The 18,276-nt window shown below is 69.9% G+C and carries 10 protein-coding genes; 2 read left to right on the top strand and 8 right to left on the bottom strand.

Translation table 11 applies throughout. The annotated features are described in order from the left end of the window. Nucleotides 1-95: 95 nt before the first annotated feature. Complete coding sequence (locus B5557_RS38475) at nucleotides 96-6,881, bottom strand: polymorphic toxin-type HINT domain-containing protein (RefSeq protein WP_231976141.1); 6,786 nt, start codon at nucleotides 6,879-6,881, stop codon at nucleotides 96-98. A 180-nt stretch (nucleotides 6,882-7,061) separates the two neighbouring features. Further along, nucleotides 7,062-11,501: a LamG-like jellyroll fold domain-containing protein gene (locus B5557_RS38470; RefSeq protein ID WP_079663817.1), complete on the bottom strand. Its 4,440-nt coding sequence runs from the start codon at nucleotides 11,499-11,501 to the stop codon at nucleotides 7,062-7,064. A gap of 325 nt (nucleotides 11,502-11,826) precedes the next feature. Here B5557_RS38470 and B5557_RS38465 point away from each other — a divergent pair, with 325 nt between their 5' ends. Both B5557_RS38465 and B5557_RS38460 read left to right on the top strand, forming a co-directional pair. Beyond that, the gene (locus B5557_RS38465) at nucleotides 11,827-12,948 is read left to right on the top strand and encodes a right-handed parallel beta-helix repeat-containing protein (protein WP_079663816.1); all 1,122 of its coding nucleotides are present in this window, start codon (nucleotides 11,827-11,829) and stop codon (nucleotides 12,946-12,948) included. Nucleotides 12,949-12,987: 39 nt separating this feature from the next. After that, entirely contained in the window at nucleotides 12,988-14,016 is a 1,029-nt protein-coding gene (locus B5557_RS38460; RefSeq protein WP_079663815.1) for a methyltransferase, read from the top strand. A 113-nt stretch (nucleotides 14,017-14,129) separates the two neighbouring features. On the opposite strand, the gene B5557_RS38455 is transcribed toward B5557_RS38460, so the two are convergent. The 6 genes from B5557_RS38455 to B5557_RS38430 are packed head-to-tail and all read right to left on the bottom strand — an operon-like array spanning nucleotide 14,130 to nucleotide 18,209. Then, nucleotides 14,130-14,462 (bottom strand): TcmI family type II polyketide cyclase, encoded by a 333-nt coding sequence (locus B5557_RS38455; protein ID WP_079663814.1) that lies wholly within the window; start codon nucleotides 14,460-14,462, stop codon nucleotides 14,130-14,132. Nucleotides 14,463-14,482: 20 nt separating this feature from the next. After that, entirely contained in the window at nucleotides 14,483-14,962 is a 480-nt protein-coding gene (locus tag B5557_RS38450; protein ID WP_079663813.1) for an SRPBCC family protein, read from the bottom strand. 1 nt (nucleotide 14,963) lies between these two features. Beyond that, nucleotides 14,964-15,218 (bottom strand): acyl carrier protein, encoded by a 255-nt coding sequence (locus B5557_RS38445; RefSeq protein ID WP_079663812.1) that lies wholly within the window; start codon nucleotides 15,216-15,218, stop codon nucleotides 14,964-14,966. 35 nt (nucleotides 15,219-15,253) lie between these two features. Then, nucleotides 15,254-16,504: a ketosynthase chain-length factor gene (locus tag B5557_RS38440; RefSeq protein WP_079663811.1), complete on the bottom strand. Its 1,251-nt coding sequence runs from the start codon at nucleotides 16,502-16,504 to the stop codon at nucleotides 15,254-15,256. Beyond that, nucleotides 16,501-17,769, bottom strand: a complete 1,269-nt coding sequence (locus B5557_RS38435; protein ID WP_079663810.1) for a beta-ketoacyl-[acyl-carrier-protein] synthase family protein — start codon at nucleotides 17,767-17,769, stop codon at nucleotides 16,501-16,503. Before B5557_RS38435 ends, B5557_RS38440 begins: the two co-directional genes overlap by 4 nt. After that, the gene (locus B5557_RS38430) at nucleotides 17,766-18,209 is read right to left on the bottom strand and encodes a cupin domain-containing protein (RefSeq protein ID WP_231976140.1); all 444 of its coding nucleotides are present in this window, start codon (nucleotides 18,207-18,209) and stop codon (nucleotides 17,766-17,768) included. Before B5557_RS38430 ends, B5557_RS38435 begins: the two co-directional genes overlap by 4 nt. Between the last annotated feature and the right edge of the window lie 67 nt (nucleotides 18,210-18,276).

Here is an 18,276-nt window from a genome sequence, read left to right as displayed (position 1 = left end):
CCTCGGGACGACATGAACCCGGCCGCCGGGGAGACTTCTGCCTCCCCGGCGGCCGGACGGCGCCGCGATGTCGCGGCGGATTCCCTCAGGACTTCTTACGACCGAGGTGTGTAGGGGTAGATCTTGGTGTAGTCGTGGTTCCTGATCCAGCCGATGTCACCGTGACCGTTGATCAGCACCCGGTAGCTGTTGCCGCCGTTGGGGATGTCGTAGATCTTGGCTCCACCCCACTTCCGGGCGATCCGCTGCGGCGTGGTCGGCCGCACCGTGAAGAAGTCGAGGTCGCCGTTCTCGTCCACCCGCTGCGGGCGTCCGTTGACCTTGATGTCCGCGACCCCCTCGTGAACGATGTTCGGGGTCTCCGGAACGGCGTTGGCGCCCCGTGCCACCCTCTTGGGGCAGTTGTGCACGAGCACCGGCGTGGTCCCGGCGAGCACATAGTACGCGTGGACGTCGGCGACGGTGAGGTTGTGCACGGTGGCCGGGGCGGTCCAGCGGTCGACCGCCGTCACCCGGACCGTGGCCCCGGTGGAAGCGAGCAGCCACTCGCCCGGGATGAGGTGGGTGGCGTCGATCCACTGGCCCAGTTCCGGCACCCAGAAGGGGTGGCCGTCGGTCGCGGTCAGGGAGACCGTCCGCTTCTCGCCGTCGACGGACAGGGTGAGCCTGACCAGCTGCTTCAGGCCCTTGCCGGTGATCTCGGCGGTGACCGTCTTGGTCGTGGTGCGGCCGGTCTTCGGATCGGTGGTGCGAACCTTGTCGCCGGGTCTGATCTCCTCGATGGGCTTGGTGGTGCCGTCGGCCAGCAGGACCCCGGTGCCGGGGGCGAAGCTGTTGCAGGGCGTCCCGTCTTCCTCGATTCCCTGCGCCCCGCCGAGATAGGCCAGGAACACCTCGCTGGTGATCTCCTCGATGACCTTGCCCCGCGCCACCTCCTTGGCCTCGTCCGAGCACTGGCTGGCGTGGTAGACGCAGTAGGTGGCCGCGATCTCCTTGGCCTTCTTGACGTCGGCGTGGTCGCCCTCGTGCAGCACGTAGAGGTAGGCCTGACGGCATCCCTCACGCCCGTAGCAGGCCGAGCCCGCCGTGGACGACTCGTAGACGGGGTTGGACCAGAAGTTGTCGGTGAACTCCCCGTCCATCATGCTGGCCCAGTAGTTCTGGAGCTTGTCGATGTCGTTCGTGACGGGGGTGTTCGTCGCCACCCAGTGCTTCTTCGCCGCGTGGGCGCGCTTGTAGATGTTGCCGCGGTGGTAGTCGGACGTGCCCGTCTTCGGGTCGTAGCCGACTTCCTGCTGCTCGTGCTTGCTGCAGTACTTGATGTCGTACTGGCAGGAGTTGGGCCGGGAGCCGATCTCCGTGCCCGCCGGGTCGGAGAACGTCAGCGGGTTGTTGTTGGCGTAGGAGTAGCCGTTCATCTGCTGCGGGTCGTCGGCCGTGAAGACCGGGTCGACCGACAGGAACCGACCCGTGGCGGGGTCGTACTCGCGGGCGCCGAGGTGGGTGAGGCCCGTGGCGGTGTCGGCGGTCCCGCCGATGAAGCCCTTGGTGCCGGTCCAGGTGTTCGGCGCGGTGCCGCGCGACCCGCCGAACGGCAGGGTGCGGCGCTGGGTCAGTGCCTGGGAGGTGGCGTTGACGGACAGCTGGGCCGTGCCGTGGTGGTCGGCCAGCGTGAAGGAGATGGATCCGTCGTTGGCCTGGACGGCCTGGTGGCCGCCGCCCACGTCGATGTAGCGGGTGCCCTTGGCGGCGGTCGCGCCCTTCGGCAGGGTGATCTCCGTGGCGCCCAGGTAGAGCGTCGTCTCGGTCGGGGTGCGGCCGATCAGCCGGGTGCCGTCGGCGTCGTAGAGGTACTCGGTGACCTTGTCGCTGCCGCCCTCCACCGGCTGGGTGACCTTGGCGAGGTGGCCCTCGGCGTCCCAGTCCAGGGTCTGCGAGGTGCCGTTGCCCAGCAGCCGGGTGTGGGTGTTGCCGTCGTCGTCGTAGGTGAAGTTGTCGGTGGACTTGACCGTGCCGGTGACCTCGTCCACGGAGCCCAGTGCGTGCGGACGGACCGCACCCGGGTCCGGGTAGTGGTAGCTCCGCTTGGTGTCCGAGGCGCCGGTCGTGGTGGCGTGCCGGGTCTCGGTGAGCCGGTTGCCGACCTTGTCGTAGGTGTAGGAGGTCCAGTACGGCGCCGGGCCGCCCACCGTGTCGGTGGTGGGAGTGGCGACGCAGCCGGTGGTCGACTGCGCCCAGGCCTCCGTCACCCGGCCGAAGTAGTCATAGGCGAAGCACTGGTTGTCGGTGCCGGAGCGGGAGGTGTCCGAGACGGACAGGACGTTGCCCGCCTCGTCGTACTTGTAGGTGTTGTACTGGTCGACGCCCGCGACGTCCTGACGGTCGACGCGCGAGGTCGCCAGCCGCTGGGTGCCCCACTCGTAGGTGTTGGTCTCGTACGTCGTCTTGCCGCCGTTCGCGGCCAGCGAGTACTGCAGCGGCTTGCCGGTGAGGCTGTAGGTGGAGCTCCCGGTCAGGTTCTGCGGGCCGCTGATCCCGACCGGCCGCAAGGTGCCGTCCTCGTAGGTGTAGGCGACGGTGTTGGCGGCGAGGTCACCGGCCTTGGGGTAGCCGATGCCCTGGATCGTGCCCGAGGCGTTGTAGCTGGTCGACGACAGGTAGGTGCCGGCCAGCGCGCCCTCGGTCGAGGGGATGGTCATCGAGGTGCGCAGCGGCCGGTACTGCCGGTCGTAGGCGACGACGCTGGTCTTGTACTCCTGGCCGCCGCTGTATCGCGAGCTGGACGCGAGGTGGCCCTTGGCGCCGCTGACGGTGTCGTAGACCCACTTGGCGCGCAGAGTGCCGGTCGAGGAGGTGTCGCGCACCTCGGTCTTGCGGCCCAGACCGTCGTAGCCGTAGGCGAGGACGCTGCCGTGGGCGTCCTTGGTGCTGGTCATCTGGGAGCGGTCGTCGTACTCGTTGTGGCCGGCGCCCTTGTCGGGGTCCGTGGTGTCGGTGAGCCGGCCCATCAGGTCGTACGTCCATGTCCAGGCGTTGCCCGCCGGGTCGGTGACCCGCGTAAGCTCACCGCGCGGCGAGTAGCCGTACGACGTGGTGTCGTAGGCGGCCTCGGCGGCGCGGGCGTGCAGCAGGCGCACTTCGCTGGTGCGGCCGCGGGCGTCGGTGACGGTGGTCTGCGCGGTGCCGCCGACCGGCGGGATGACCGTGGTGCGGTCGCCGCCGTAGATCGTCTTTGTGATGCCGAGGACCGCTCCGCCGTCGCCGTTGCCGGCGATCTGCCGCGACTCGGTCACCCGGCCCAGACCGTCGTAGGTGTAACGGTTCTGGGTCTCCACGCCCAGCGCGTCCTCGGGCTTGAAGAGCGTCGTGGACGGCGCCGCGGTGGCGTAGTAGGGAGCGAACTCCTTTGCGGTCAGGCCGCGTTCGTCGTAGAAGGTGTCCGCCAGCAGGGTTCCGCCGTTCGGACCGGGGGCCTGGGTCTGCCGGGCTCGCAGGAAGCCGTCGTAGAAGGTGTACGTGGTGTCCTGCGCACCCGAGTTGCCGATGGTCTTGGTGGCCACCACGACCGGCTTGCCGTCGGTGATGGTGTAACTGAACTCGTAGCTGGGGGTCTGGCTCGTGGTCCGGTCCGTCTGCCACACCTTGGCGGTGCGGCCCAGCGCGTCGTACGCGTAGGTGACGGCCTTGCCGTTGGTGTCGGTCTCCGTGAGCGGCTGGCCGCGCAGCGTGTCGTAGGCGGTGGTCGACGTCTGCGCGGTGGTGCTGTCCCCCGGTGTGGCGGGCGGGGTCGTCACCGAGCTGCTCGTCGGGAATCCGGTGGTCGGGTTGTAGGCGGTGGTGGTGGTCCGGCCGTCGGTGCGGGCGGACCGGGTGAGCGCGCCCGCCGAGGTGACCGTCACGTCGGCGGTCAGGTCGGTGGTCGTCAGCGCCCTTCCGTAGCCGTCGTAGGTGGAGGTGGACTCCAGATAGACCGCGCTGGAGCCGCTGTACGTCTTCAGCTTCGCGGTCCTGGTGGCGTCGCCCTTCGTCGCCGCGGCGCCGTACGCCCCGCCGTCATAGGCGGTGCGGACGTCGGACATGACGTCGGCCGGGCGGCTGGTGGCGGCGTCGCACGCCTTGGCGACCGTCTCGACCCGGGCGGGGGCCTGCACGGGAACGCTGCCGGCGACGTAGGTGGTGCGCGTGCACTGGTCGTCGGCCGCGGTCGTCGTGTCGCCCAGATCCTCGGTCTGGGTCACCAGGCCCGTCGTGGCGTCATGGGTGTCGGACGTCGCGGTCGTCTGCCACTTGGCGCCGGCGCCGTCGTCCAGCGAGGTCCACGACTTGCTGGAAGCGTTGCCGGTGAGGTTGGCGGTGACGGTGCCCCAGGTGCGGACCTTCTTCGCGGTCTCCTTGTACCAGGGACGGTTCACCGTCTTGGACAGCACCTTGCCGCCGGGACCGGAGTAGGTGACGGTCTTGTACGCGTAACCCGCCTGCGACTCGTGGTCGGTGATCGGGTCGCCCTCACCCGAGTCGAGGGTGACCGAGACGCTCTTGGTGCCGCCGGAGGTCGTCTTGCGGTCGCCGTCCATGCCGCGCAGGAAGTAGGAGTCGCTCTGCGTCTTCATCGCCGACGCGCCGCCCTGACCGCCGGTGCGCACCCGGACGTGGCCGTAACCGCGCCACTGCGACCAGGTCTTGGACTTCTCCTTGGTCATGCCGTCGTCATCGTCGTAGTGCCAGGCCGCGCCGTCCAGGTAGTCGTACATCGTGACCTGGTCGGGGGCGCCGCCCGTGCGGTCCGTCGAAGTGACCGTGTCCACCACGTACTTGTTGAACCACTGCCGGTCCGGGTCGTCGGTCGCACTGCCGCCGATGTACTGCGGGAAGCACCGGGTGGTGTTGGTCTCCGGGGTGGGCAGCGAGGCGGCGTCACAGACCGGCGCCGAGTAGCCGACGTCGATCTGACCGCCGGACTCGTCCGCGACGGAGGACAGCCGGGACTTGATGTACGGCGCGTAGCCGTCGCCGATCTTGTCGAGCCGGTTGGCGAGCTGGGTGTAGGCGAAGGTGACCTTCGGCAGGGTGATCGAGGCGGTGCCGTCGTAGCCGGTGTGCTGGACGGAGTCCAGCAGCAGCTGGTAATCGGTGTCGGCCATGCCCCACCGGTGGGCGAGCTTCCAGCCGTCGACGTTGCTGTAGGCGCCGGACACCAGGACCTGGGTGGTGACGCTCGTCAGACGCTTGCGGGTGAAGAACGCCGGGGAGAACCGGCCGTTGTCGCAGTCGGTGCCCGCCGTGCAGTTCAGGTCCCACGGGGTGTCGTACCAGTACTGGGAGTCCGTGGAGATGGACGAGCAGGTGGTCGAGCTGTCGGGGATGCACCGCTCGCTGTTGGTGAAGTTCACCTTGGCCAGCGGCTTCGCCGAGTACATGGCCGTGGACTTCAGGCCGTACTCGATGCGGTCCACGGTGCCGCCGCGGACGTACGGGGTGTCGTCGGCCGCCTTGAGGTTGCGGCCGTAGGAATTGCTCTCCTTGTCGTAGTAGTAGGCGACGGCGTTGCCGTGCGGGTCCACGACGTAGTCCAGGTTCCAGCGCCAGCCCTGCTGGCACCAGGAGTCCGCGAACGTCGAGGCGTTGCACGGCTCACCGGAGTTGTTGCCGAAGACCGGCACCGTCCACGCCGAGTCCGTGGTCTCGTTGCCGCTCGCCCAGCCCGGCAGCCGGTTGTAGCCGAAGAAATACTGGGTTCCGTCCGGTGTGGTGACGCGCCAGTACTCGTCGTTGCGGGCGCCGTTGGAGCGCACGTCGGACGACGAGCCGTAGATCCGGTCGATCTTCGTGCCGTTGTCGTTCTGCAGCTTGAAGGAGTTGGTCCCGTTCGGCACCAGCTCACCGCCGGAACCGTTCAGCGACAGCGTGGCGTTGTCGTACGCCCAGCACAGGTCGCCCGGCTTGTTGCCGTCGGCGTTGGTGACGCCGTCGTCCGCGCACCCCTTGTAGCTGCGCTCGATGAAGCCCGGCGACAGGTCGAAGCCGTCACCGACCCACGACGCCTGGTTGTTGGTGTTTCCCGTACGGCCGTCGATGCCGCCGGAGGAGTACGACAGACCGACCTTCGGGGCCAGCCCGCCGGGCACCTGCGGCACCGCCATGTCGTAGGCCCAGGCGAACGAGCCGGTGCTCTGATCCGTGTTCCAGGTCGAGGAGGCGGACAGGGGGGTGGCCTTGTAGTCGCCCCGGTCGCTGCCGGTGGACGTGGCCGCCGCCAGGACCGTCGCCGTGCTCGCGCTGAGGGCGACCGCCTTCGTGGTCAGCGTCTGCTTCTCGGTGTCGTTGACGGTCGGCACCGGCTGGACCGTACGGCACTGTGCCTTCTGCGGAGTCGTCAGCGCGCAGGCGGGCAGCCGGACCAGGGTCAGCCGGTCCGCGTAGCCGCCACCGTACAGGCCGGCGAACGAGGAGTAGTCCAGCGCGGCGCGCACCGTGCCGGCGCGCTGCGTGCCGCCCTGGCGGGGAGTCAGGGTGAAGACCGGCCCGTCGACACCCGTCCTGGCTGCCGCCGCGCGGGACAGCGTGCCGACGGTGTAGGTGCCGGTGGCCGCGTCCTTGGACCGGTCGACCTTGGTGTCCAGGGTGAGCGGCAGCCCCTTGACCCGGGTCGCCTGCTGCCGCAGCGTCACGGCCGCCGCGCTCGCCTTCGGCCAGCCGGTGGCCGGCGCCTCGGCGGGCGTGCGAGGCCCCTTGGTCACCTTGCGGGGTTTCGCCTTGCCGGCCGGGCCGCCGGCGACCGGCGACTCGGCCTGCGGCAGCGCGGGCTTAACCCAGCCCTGGGCGACGGCGGGCACACCCGACGCCTGGAGCAGGGTCGCGGTCAGCACGGCGGCCGTGGCCATCGCCATACGGCGCCACGGCCTGCCCGTTCGGTTACGTGATCTGGTCTTCATGCCGTTCCGTGTTCCTCCCGTTGAGTGCTCCGCGGACAGCGGGACGCCGTGCACGGCGGAGCGAAGCAGTTGGCCCGGGAACGGGCCGGTCCGCGCGCGGCGGCCGGCCCGTTCCGGCGGGTGAGCCGATCAGTCGCCGCTGGGGACGGCGGTGTCCACGCCCGGCATGCCGACGGCGAGGTGATCGATCTGGGTCTCGGTCAGCGCGCCCTGGAAGACCCACACGTCGGAGAGCGAGCCGGGGAAGTACTGACCGGACGTGGTCCCGGTGGTGTCCCGGCCCAGCTGCAGGGTCTTGGCGGCCTTGTAGGTCAGGACGTCGTCGGACCACGAGACGGTGTCGGTGCAGCTCGCGTCGTCCTGCACCCCGTCGTCGTCGGCGTCGGCGCAGGCGGTCTCCTGGAGCTCGCCGTTGACGTAGAGGCGGACCTCCTTGGAGAAGCCGTCGTAGACCAGTGCCAGGTGGTTCCAGTCGGTGGGGCTGTAGAACATGCCGTTGCCGATGTCGGAGACGGCGGCCGAGTCACTGTCGGAGTCGGCCGTGGCGATCCGCCAGCGGCCCGGATCCGTGGCCGGGGTGGCACTGGGCTCGTACCGCACCGCGAACGCGCTCTTCTTGGCACCCGGAGCACTCATGACCGTGACCGGACCCGTCGGAGTGGCGGCCGCCTGGACGTAGGCGCTCACGGTGAAGCTGGCGCTGGTGTCGACCGGAACCACGGAGGCCGCGGCGTAGTCGTCCGTGCCGTCCAGGGCGACGGCGCCGTCGACCCAGCCCGAGCCCGTTTGGGCACCGTTGTAGAGGGTCATGGCGTTGCCGGAGGACGAGGCGTCCGGCGAGGTCAGCGGGGCGCCGGTGGCCGTCTCGAACTTCCAGCGGCCCTTGACCACCGCGCGCTGCTTGAACAGTTGCTGCACCTCACCGGCCGACACCGGCCGGTCGAACAGCCGCACGTCGTCGATCTGGCCGGGGAAGAACGAGGTGGCCGCGCCCTGGAACGCGCTGGCGCCGAACTGCATCGCGCCTCCGGCGTACCAGGTCGTGGGCAGGGCGGTGGTGCCGGCGAGGGTCCCGTTGACGTACAGGGAGAGCTTGTCGGCCTCCGTGTCCTGCACGCCGACCAGGTGCGTCCACTCACCGCCGTACGCGGTGACGCCGTCGGGCTGCATGGCCCGCACCACCGTGGAGTCGGCGGTGTCGGCGCTGTGCTGGTTGAACACCCAGCGGTCGTAGGAGCTGGAGTAGTACAGCTCCGGACCCGTCACCGTGTCGCCGATCTGTGTGGCGACGGTCGCGGCGTGCGTCGGTTTGGTCTTCGGCAGCTTCACCCAGGCGGAGACGGCGAAGCTGTACGAGGTGTTGATGTGCGGGCCGGCGGTGACCGCGTAGTCGTCGGTCCCGTCCAGGGTCAGCGCGTTGCCGTCCACGCCGGCCGAGCCCGTGGTGGCGCCGCCCTTGAGGACCGCCGGGTTCACGTCGGCCCGGCCGCTCAGCGCGGTCGCGTCGGCGGCGTCGTCCATGTGGAAGACGGCACGGGCCGGGCGGCCGGAGCCGATCGTGTTCGAGCTGTAGAGGCTCGATACCTCGCCCGCCGACAGCGGCTTCTCGAAGGTCTTCACCTCGTCGATGGCGCCGGGGAAGGGCGAGGCCTGCGTGCCGCCCAGGAAGCTGCCGCCGATGACCATGCCGCGCCGCGCGTTCCACGGTGTGCTGTAGGCCGTGGTTCCGGCCAGCGCGCCGTTGACGTACAGCTTCAGGAGCTTCTCGCCGGCGGCATACTCGCCGACCAGATGCGTCCACTCCCCCGCCTTGACCCCACCGGCGGCGGCCTGCATGGCGCGGACGGGCGTGCCGCTGGTGCTGTCGGCGCTGTACTGGTTGAACACCCAGCGGTCGTAGCCCTTGGAGTAGTACAGCTCGAAGCCCGGCGCGTTGTTGCCGCGCTGGGAGGCGACGACCGCCGCACCGGACGGCATCGCGGACAGCTTCACCCACGCGGACACCGAGAAGCTGACGTCGGTGTTGATGGTGGCGATGTCGGTGGCGGCGTAGTCGTCGACGCCGTCGAACTGCACGGCCTTGCCGAACTTGCCCTCCACGTTCGGCGTCGGACCGTTGTACAGGGTCGCGCTCTGCTCGGGTGCGCTGCCCGCCGCCTGGGTGGCGCCGGCCGCCTCGTCCATCGACCAGTCGGCGCGCTCCAGCTGCCCCGACTTGACCCGGAACTGATAGGTGCGGATCTCGGAGCCGTTGCCCGCGGCGTCGAAGGACCGCGCGGTGAAGGTGTTGAGGCCCGGCTTGAGCGGCAGCACGGGCACGGTCTTCGCGGCTCCGCCCGAGGTGGCGACCGTGTTGGCGGAGACCGGGTCGCCGTTGAGGCCGAACCAGTACTTCGTCACGTCGGAGACGGCGCCGGTGATCACGAAGTCGCCGTACTGGCCCACCCCGTCGTACCAGGGGTCGTCGGGGTCGTCGGGGTTCGAGGCCGGGTAGATGGCGGACGAGATGGTCGGCGCCTTCGGCACGCTCTTGTCGTACACGAAGTAGCAGGCGGTCGGGTCACCGGTGTACGACCACGGCGAGTACTGGGCGCCGTCGTAGGAGTGGACGTACCAGCTCACCGTCTTGTCGGGGGGAATGGAGGACGGCAGGCCGATCACGAAGTCCGAGCCGGACTTCTTCGCCGTCGTCAGTCCGGACTTCCAGCGGGTGACGACGCCCTTGCCGTCACCGGTGTCCCAGCTCGCACGGAACTCCACGGAGACGGAGTCGCCGTCGGGGTCGGTGACGTCGTTGGCGTAGATCTTGCCCAGGCTGCGCACCCGCGCGGCACTGGAGGGCTTCTTGCAGGAGCCGCCGTACTCCATGGTCAGCTGGGACATCTTGATCTGCGGCGGCGCCCGGTTGTACTGCACGCGCAGATAGGCGTCGTCGGAGAACCGCTTCCAGGCGTATCCGTCGGACTCGCTGGACGCCTTCATGCCGAAGGTCATCGTCGACCACTTCTTGTCCGCGGCCTGCTGCACCGCGGACTTCACGTCGAACTCCGCGTCCTTCGCCGCGCAGCCGGTGTAGCCGTAGGCGAAGGACTCGGTCTTGAGGTGGTCGATCCAGAAGCCGGACGCGTTCTGCGAGTTCCACGTCGTCGACGAGGAGATGTCCTTGGTGCGCCACAGCTCCACGCCCCGGTCCGCGCACGACGCCGACCATGTGTTGCGGACCACGAACTCCGCCTGCAGCACGGTCCGGCCGGCGAACTTCGAGGTCGGGATGCGGTAGAAGAGCCGCTTGGTGTCGTACGGCGCGCAGTACGACCAGTTGCAGTAGCCGAGGCCCGCGTCCGGGTCGCCGTTGAACTTCCACTGCGGCGACGACGCCCAGTACTTGGAGGCCATCGTCCACGCCGAGGCCTTCGGGGAGTACCACTGGGGATCGATGAACACGGGGTACACCGTGTTCTCGCCCTTGAGAACACCGCTGTCCGGCGTCAGCACCAGCGCGTCCTGCGCGGCGGGGACGTCCACGCCGACCGCCGCGACGTTCCCGGACTCCGCGGCGACGGCCTCGGGGGCATTCGGCCCGCGCCCGGCGGCGGGGGCCGTTTCGGAAGCGGTTGCCGTGGGGGTTTCCGCGGCTGCCTTGCCGGCGATTTTGGAAGCGGTTTTTGAGGTGGAGGTGGAGTTGGAGGTGGAGTTGGAGGGACTTTCGGTGGTGGCCTTGGGCGTGGACTTCGACGCGGCGCCGGGGGCCTTGGTGCTGGAGTCCCACATCACGGGGCGCGGGGCCTCGAAGACCGCGCTTCCGGCGCCCTGGTCGATCGCCGTCAGACCGCCGTCCGAGGTCTCCTTCACCCGCATGCCGTCGGCGTCCAACTTCAGCCGCAGCTTGCTCAGTTCAGCGCTCGCCGCGGCCTCGGCCGACTTGACGACAAGGAGCTGGGTGAAGCCGTCCTGCTGCGCCGTCATCCGCAGATCGACGCCGGGCAACACCTCCGGATAGGTGACGGTGTTCCCGTTCAGCTCCGGGACGGGCAGCTTCTTCGGCCAGGACAGCGCCAGTTCACGGCCGTTCTTCGTCATCCGCACCAACGGCTCGGAACCGCCGCCCGAGAACGTCAGACCGACCGTCGTGGCCCCGGGCGCCACCGTTCCGTCCGCGCCGCGGGTCAGGGTGGTGTCGATGGTGCGCCATGCGCCGTCCACCCGGGTGCGCACCGGACGCAGATGCTCCCGCGCCTCCAGATGCCCCTCGGGCAGGGCGTACACCTCACTGCTCTCACCCCGCATCGAGGTGATCTCCACGGGCTTGCCCGTGCGCGCGGCCTTCGCCAACGCCTTGGCGTCCTCGCCCCCGCCCGCTCCGTCGGCTCCGGCGGCCGTGGCCGACCCGTCGGCCGCGGCGGTGCCGGCGGACTTTGCAGACTCGACGGACTTCGCGGCCGGCGTGTCGGCCGCTCTCTCACCGGTCGCCGCCAGGGCGCCGCCGGATGCACTCGCCGCCAGCACGATGGCAGCGGAGAGCACCACGCCGGCTGCGCGCAGCCGGCGTCTCCCCCCGTATGTATTCATATGAACTGCTCCCCCACGAAACCGCGTTGGACTATGACCGGATGTATTCGCTCACACGGCCAGGTCGCAACATACGACCGCTCCCGCCCCACTAACCAGAGACTCACAACTGGACATAGCCCCCAAGGTCCACAAACCCGTGGAACTCATGCAGTGACACACTTCACGTTTGCTCCGCAAATTCGCCACGATTCGGCAGCGACTCCCGATTCGTCACCCACCCCGTGAGACGAGCGAGAACAAGCCCTCGAATCTCACGGCGGGACACGCCACCGGATGGCCCATCCCACCGATTAACAGTCGATCCGGTCATAACGTACGCAATATGAAGAAATGCCATATCGCATACCTGGCGTGCACCGCCGCGCTCGTGGGCACCGGCCTGGGCGCCGCTCCGTCGGTCGCCGGTCATACGGTCCACGTGGTCCGGCCGGGGCAGTCGATCCAGAAGGCGGTGGACGCCGCCAAGCCGGGTGACACCGTTCTGCTGGCCTCCGGCACCTTCCACGAGAGCGTCAAGGTGGGCACGCCCGGGCTGACCCTGCGTGGCATGGGCAGCCGCACGGTCCTCAAGCCGGACCCGCGCGTGAGCACCGGCACCACCGCCGCCGCCGGCACCAGCACCACGAGTGCCGCCGCGCCAGCCCCGAAGGTCCCCGAGAGCTGCGCCGCGGGCGGCTACGGCATCTGCGTCGTCGGCACGAAGAAACGCGACGTCAAGGGCGTCACCATCGCCTCCCTCACGGTGACCGGCTTCGCCAAGGCCGGCGTCCTCTCCATGGCGACCGACAGGCTGACCGTGCACCACGTCACCGCGGTGAAGAACGGTGTGTGGGGCATCGCCTCGGAGCGTTCGGTGCGCGGTGTGTTCCAGGACAACGTCGCCCGCAACAACGGCGACGCGGGTCTGTTCCTCGCCAACACGATCAAGGAGGAGCAGGGCGCCACGAACTCCAAGGGGACGCTGGTCGAGCACAACCGACTGGACGGCAACCGGATCGGCATCACCGTCCGCCGCCTGCGCGACCTCACCGTCGCCCACAACCAGCTCACCGGCAACTGCGCGGGCGTGTTCGTCGTCGGCGACGAGAACAAGCCGAAGGCCGGCCTCGTGACCGTGGCCGAGAACCGCATCGTGCGCAACAACAAGTCCTGCCCGAAGACGGCCAGGCTGGACGCGCTGCAGGGCTCGGGGATCGTGCTGACCGGCGCCGAGGACAGCCTGGTGACCAAGAACGTGATCGAGGAGAACGCCGGCAAGTCCCCGTTGTCGGGCGGCATCGTCCTGTTCAAGAGCTTCGTGGGCACCACCAGCGACCGCAACCGGATCACCGACAACGTGCTGCGGGACAACTCCCCCGCGGACCTGATCAACACGGACACCGGCAAGGGCAACGCCTTCATGGGCAACAACTGCCGGGCGTCGAAGCCCGCCGGCCTGTGCTGAAGCCGGGTCAGTGACCCCGAGAAGGAAGGAAGGCGGCACATGACGACCGCTCGTACTGCCCCACCGCCATCCATGCGGCTGAGGGAGCTCGCGTTCGGGGCGGCGTGTGCCGCCGCCCTGCGCGCGGCCGCCCGGCTGGGCGTCGCCGACGCCCTCGGCGACCGTCCCATGACCGTGGAGGACCTCGCGGCCGCGGTGAAGGCCGAACCCCGGCCGCTGCGCCGGCTGCTGCGGGCCCTGTCCTGCTACGACGTCTTCGCCGAGCAGCCGGACGGGACGTTCACGCACACCGACGTCTCCCGGCTGCTGCGCGAGGACGACCCGCACAGCCTGCGCGCCATCTCCCTGTGGTGCACCGAGCCGTGGACCTGGGACGCCTGGCCGCTGCTCGACGAGGCGGTGCGCACCGGCCGCAACGTCGTGGAGGACCTGTACGGCAAGGAGTTCTTCCCCTACCTCAACGAGGACGCCCCGGAGTCCGCCGACGTCTTCAACCGCGCCATGACGACGTCCAGCGTGCAGTCCGCGCGGGACGTCGCGGAGTTCCTCGACCTGTCGGGGAGTTCCTCGGTCGCCGACATCGGCGGCGGTCAGGGGCACGTGGTGGCGAGCCTGCTGGACAAGTACCCCGCGATGCACGGCTCCCTGCTCGACCTGCCCCGGGTGGTGGAGAACGCGGTGCCGAGGCTGCGGGCGGGCGGCGACCTCGCGGACCGGGCACGCGTGGTGCCCGGCGACGTCCGGGAGGCCGTCCCGGTGAAGGCCGACGTCTACGTCATCAAGAACATCCTGGAGTGGGACGACGAGAGCACCGCCCGCACCCTGCGCAACGTCCGTGCGGCGGGCGGCCCCGGGGCACGGGTCGTGGTCATCGAGAACCTGGTCGACGACACGCCGTCGATGCGGTTCAGCACCGCGATGGACCTGATGCTCCTGCTCAATGTCGGCGGGGCGAAGCACACCACCGACAGCATGGTCGACCGGCTTACGGAGGCGGGCCTGGTGATCGACGACATCAGCCCGGTCAACCCCTATCTGCACGCGTTCGACTGCCACGTCCCCGGCTGATCCGGCCGCACGTTCCCCGTATCCCCTCTCCCACCCCACCCCCACCCCCACGAACCACCGGTCGCCGGGCCCGCAGCGTCGCGGGTCCGGCGACCGGTGATGGTCGGCCTCGGTCAGCCGGCCGGCTCGCGCTCCCAGAGGTAGAAGCGCTGCGCCATGGCGTCCTTGGGGGAACGCCAGGTCTCGGGGTCGTACGCGCTGACATACGCGGACAGCCGCTCGCTGACGTCCCGGAACTCGGGATGCCCTGTGATCTTGGCGATGGCGGGGCCGGGCTCGCGCTCGGACTCGATGAGATGCATGTACACGTCGCCGAACTGGAAGAGACTGCGCCGGACGACGCCGACGAGGCGCGGCAGTTCTCCCCGGTCGGACTCCTCGAACACCTTGGCGATGTCAGGGGCCGATCCCGGGGCCATACGGGCGACGATCAGGGCTTGGTGCATGGGACTGTTCTCCGTCCGGCTCAGTCGGTCAGACCCCGGGTGGCGCCGCGTTCGGCGGCGGCCTTCTCGATGCGGTCCCGGATGAGGCTCATCTGGACCTTGGAGTTCCGGTTGATGTTGTCGGTCATCCACTCGTCGTCGACCGGCGCCTGCGGCTTCATCGCGAAGTCCTGCGTCCACACCATCCGCGTGCCGGCCGGGACCTCCTCGTACCGCCAGTGGATGTTCATGTGGTCGAAGGGCCCCGTCTCGACCCGGCGGGCCTTGACGGTGAGCGCCTCGCGGTCCGGCTCGCGCTCGGAGACCCAGCTCCACACGGTGCCGTTCTCGTCCGGGTGCATGGTCAGCCGGAAGGTGGTCTTCCTGCCCTCGCGGCGGATGACCTCGACGGAGGCGTACTCGCTGAACAGCCGAGGCCAGTTCTCCAGGTCGTTGGTCATCTCCCAGACCAGGTCCAGGGGGGCCGCGATGGTGATCTCGTTCTGGGTGTGTCCGGTCATCTCACGCTCCTGCCATGAGGGCACTGTTGACGAGGTCGAGGAACTGCCGGGGCGTCTTGGAGCGCTCGGCGTCGGGGGGCATCGGCGTGCCGTACCGGTTCTCCAGCTCGCCCACGATGCCCAGCAGGCCGAGCGAGTCGACGCCGAGGCGGTCGAAGCCGGTGTCGTTCTGGCGAAGTTCCTCCGGGGCGACGGTGACACCGGCGGACTTCTTCATGAGTTCGGCCAGCTCTTCCACGGTGATGCGGTCAGACATGTGGATCCTCTCCTCTTCTTCTCCGCGGCGCCTCGCTACGAGGCGTCGGTGGCGCCGTGCCGCAGCACCAGCGCCGAGTTCGACCCCATGAGTCCCCGGCTCAGGACCAGCGCCGTGCGCATTTCGGCGCTGCGGGCCCGGCCGGTCACCAGGTCGAGGTCATGGCAGATGTCGAAGACGTTGGGGGTGGGCGGGATCACGTCGTGCTCCATCGCGAGCACGGCCGCGGCGGCGTCCATCAGCGGCGCCGCGCAGTAACCCCGGCCGATCCCGGTCTTCGGCGCGGTGACGGGCACGCGGGTGCCGTGCGCGCCGAGGGCGTCGGCGATCGCCAGCGCCTCGGCACGGTCCGCGGCCGGCACGCCGAGCGCGTCGGCGAAGACCACGTCGATCTCCTCGGGGGCGCACCCGGCCTCCTCCAACGCTCCCCGGATCGCCTCGGCGAGCCCCTCCCGGGACTCCTCCCAGCGGGAGGCGCCGGTGAAGGTGGCCGCGTGCCCGGCGAGAAAGGCCCGCACCCGCGCGCCTCGCGCCAGGGCCGTGCCCGCCTCCTCCACCACGGCCATGGCGCCGCCCTCGGCCGGCACGAACCCGCAGGCCGCAGCGGTGAACGGACGGTAGGCGCGGGTCGGGTCGTCGAGCGTGCTGAGCTCCTCGTAACCGAGCTGGCAGACCATCGAGTAGGGCGCGATCGGCGCCTCGGTGGCCCCGGCCACGATCACGTCGGTGCCGCGCCGCACGGCCCGCGCCGCGTGCGCGAGGGCGTCCAGGCCGCCGGCCTCGTCGGCCGCGACGACCGAGCAGGGTCCCTTGAAGCCGCGCCGGATGGAGATCTGGCCGGTGCTGGCGGCGTAGAACCAGGCGATGGACTGGTAGGGGCCGACGAAGCGGCTTCCCTTGCCCCACAGCTGTTGCAGTTCCCGCTGGCCGAACTCGCCGCCGCCGGAACCGGCCGCGGTGACCACGCCGACAGAGAACGGCGCCGCGTCGGTTTCGGTCCGCGCGAGGCGGGCGTCGTCCAGCGCGAGGTCGGCCGCGGCCATCGCGAAGTGCGTGAACCGGTCGGTCTGGACGAGGTAGCGCCCCTCGATCATGGCCGTCGGGTCGAAGTCGCGAACCTGGCCCGCCACCCGCAGCGGCAGGTGTTCGCATCCCTCGCGGGTGACGCGTTCCAGGACGCTGATGCCCTCGCTGGTGGACTTCCAGAAGGTCTCGGTACTGGCTCCGTTGGGCGCGACCACACCGATTCCCGTGACGGCCGCGCGCCGTGGATGGGGTTCGCTCATCGTGTCTTCTCCCTCGGCCGGTTCATGACCACCGCGGACTGGAAGCCGCCGAACCCGCTGCCCACCGAGAGCACGCTGGCCAGCTTGCGCTCACGGGCCACGCGCGGGACGTAGTCCAGGTCGCACTCGGGGTCGGGCGTCTCGTAGTTCGCGGTCGGCGGTACGACCTGGTGGGTCAGGGCCAGGACACAGGCGACCAGTTCGATCGCGCCGATCGCGCCGAGGGAGTGACCCACCATGGACTTGATGGAGCTCATGGGCGTGTCGTAGGCGTGGCCGCCCAGGACCCGTTTCACCGCCGCGGTCTCGTGGCGGTCGTTCTGCTTGGTGCCCGACCCGTGCGCGTTGACGTAGTCGATCGCCGTGGCGTCGGTCCGGGCGTGGTCGAGGGCGTCCTCGATGGCCCGGGCCATCTCCAGGCCCTCGCTGGTCAGGCCGGTCATGTGGTAGGCGTTGCCGAAGGTGGCGTAACCGCCGAGCTCGCAGTACACGCGGGCGCCGCGGGCCCGGGCGTGCTCCAGCTCCTCCAGGACGAGTACGGCGCCGCCCTCGCCCATGACGAACCCGTCCCGGTCGGCGTCGAAGGGACGCGAGGCGTGGGCGGGGTCGTCGTTGTTCGAGGAGGTGGCCTTGATCGCGTCGAAGCAGGCCATGGTGATCGGGGAGATCGGCGAGTCCGAGGCGCCCGCTATGCAGATGTCGGCCCGGCCCTCCTCGACGGTGTGGAAGGCGTACCCGACCGCGTCGAGTCCCGAGGTGCAGCCCGTGGAGACGGTCTGCACCGGGCCGCGCGCCCCGAACCGTTCGGCCACCGTGGCGGCGAGCGTGCTGGGCGAGAACGCGCGGTGCAGCTGCGGGGCCGCCTCCCGGTGGTCCACGTCCCAGCGCTGCCCACGATGGCTGACCAGGACGTAGTCGTTCTCCAGCCGGGTGGTGCCGCCGACGGCGGTGCCCAGGGAGACGCCGACCCGCCAGGGGTTCTCGGCGGCGAGGTCGAGACCGGCGTCGCGGACCGCTTCGTCGCCGGCGACCATGGCGAACTGGATGTAGCGGTCGCACCGTTCGACGTCTGCGCCATCCAGTCCGTGGGCCGCCGGGTCGAAGTCGCACTCGGCGGCGATCCGCGAGCGCAGGCCGCTCGGGTCGAAGAAGGTGATGCCGCGCGTCGCCGTGCGTCCCTCGACCAGGAGCCGCCAGAACGACGGGACGCCTATGCCGCCCGGAGCGACGATGCCTATGCCGGTGACCGCGACCCGCCTCGTCATGAGCCGACCTGACGTCGTGCGGTCGCCTCGCGCCCGATCACCACGGGCTCGGCGTCGCTCTCCTCGGTGTCGACGTGGCCGAGCGGCGGGCTCGGGGCCAGTGGGCCGAGGTGGAAGACGATCCGGGCCTCGACGTTTCCGACGTTGCGGAAGCGGTGTCGCATGTGGGCGGGGATCATCAGACCCTGCTCGGGCTGCAGCGGCTGGGGCTCGCCGTCCAGGTCCACCTCCAGCTGCCCGCACACGACGTACACGAACTCCTCGGAGTAGGGGTGGTAGTGCTCGCTGATGCGGTCGCCCGGCTTGATGAGGGCCACGCCCATGAAACCGCTGGTCGAACCGACCGTGACGGGGGTGAGCATGGCGCGCAGATCGCCGCCGCGCCGGGTGTTGGGCTCGACCTCGCTGAGATCCACGACTCTGGGACGGGAAGTGATCACGACGTTCCTCCGTTGCTGTACTGCACCGACGTGGGCGGGGCGTGGCGCCGCCCCGGCCCACGTGATG

Origin of the sequence: Streptomyces sp. 3214.6, assembly GCF_900129855.1 — a bacterium.
GTDB lineage: Bacteria > Actinomycetota > Actinomycetes > Streptomycetales > Streptomycetaceae > Streptomyces > Streptomyces soliscabiei.
The sequence above is the reverse complement of the archived record's forward strand: the minus strand, read 5'-3'. Positions and strand labels throughout refer to the sequence as shown.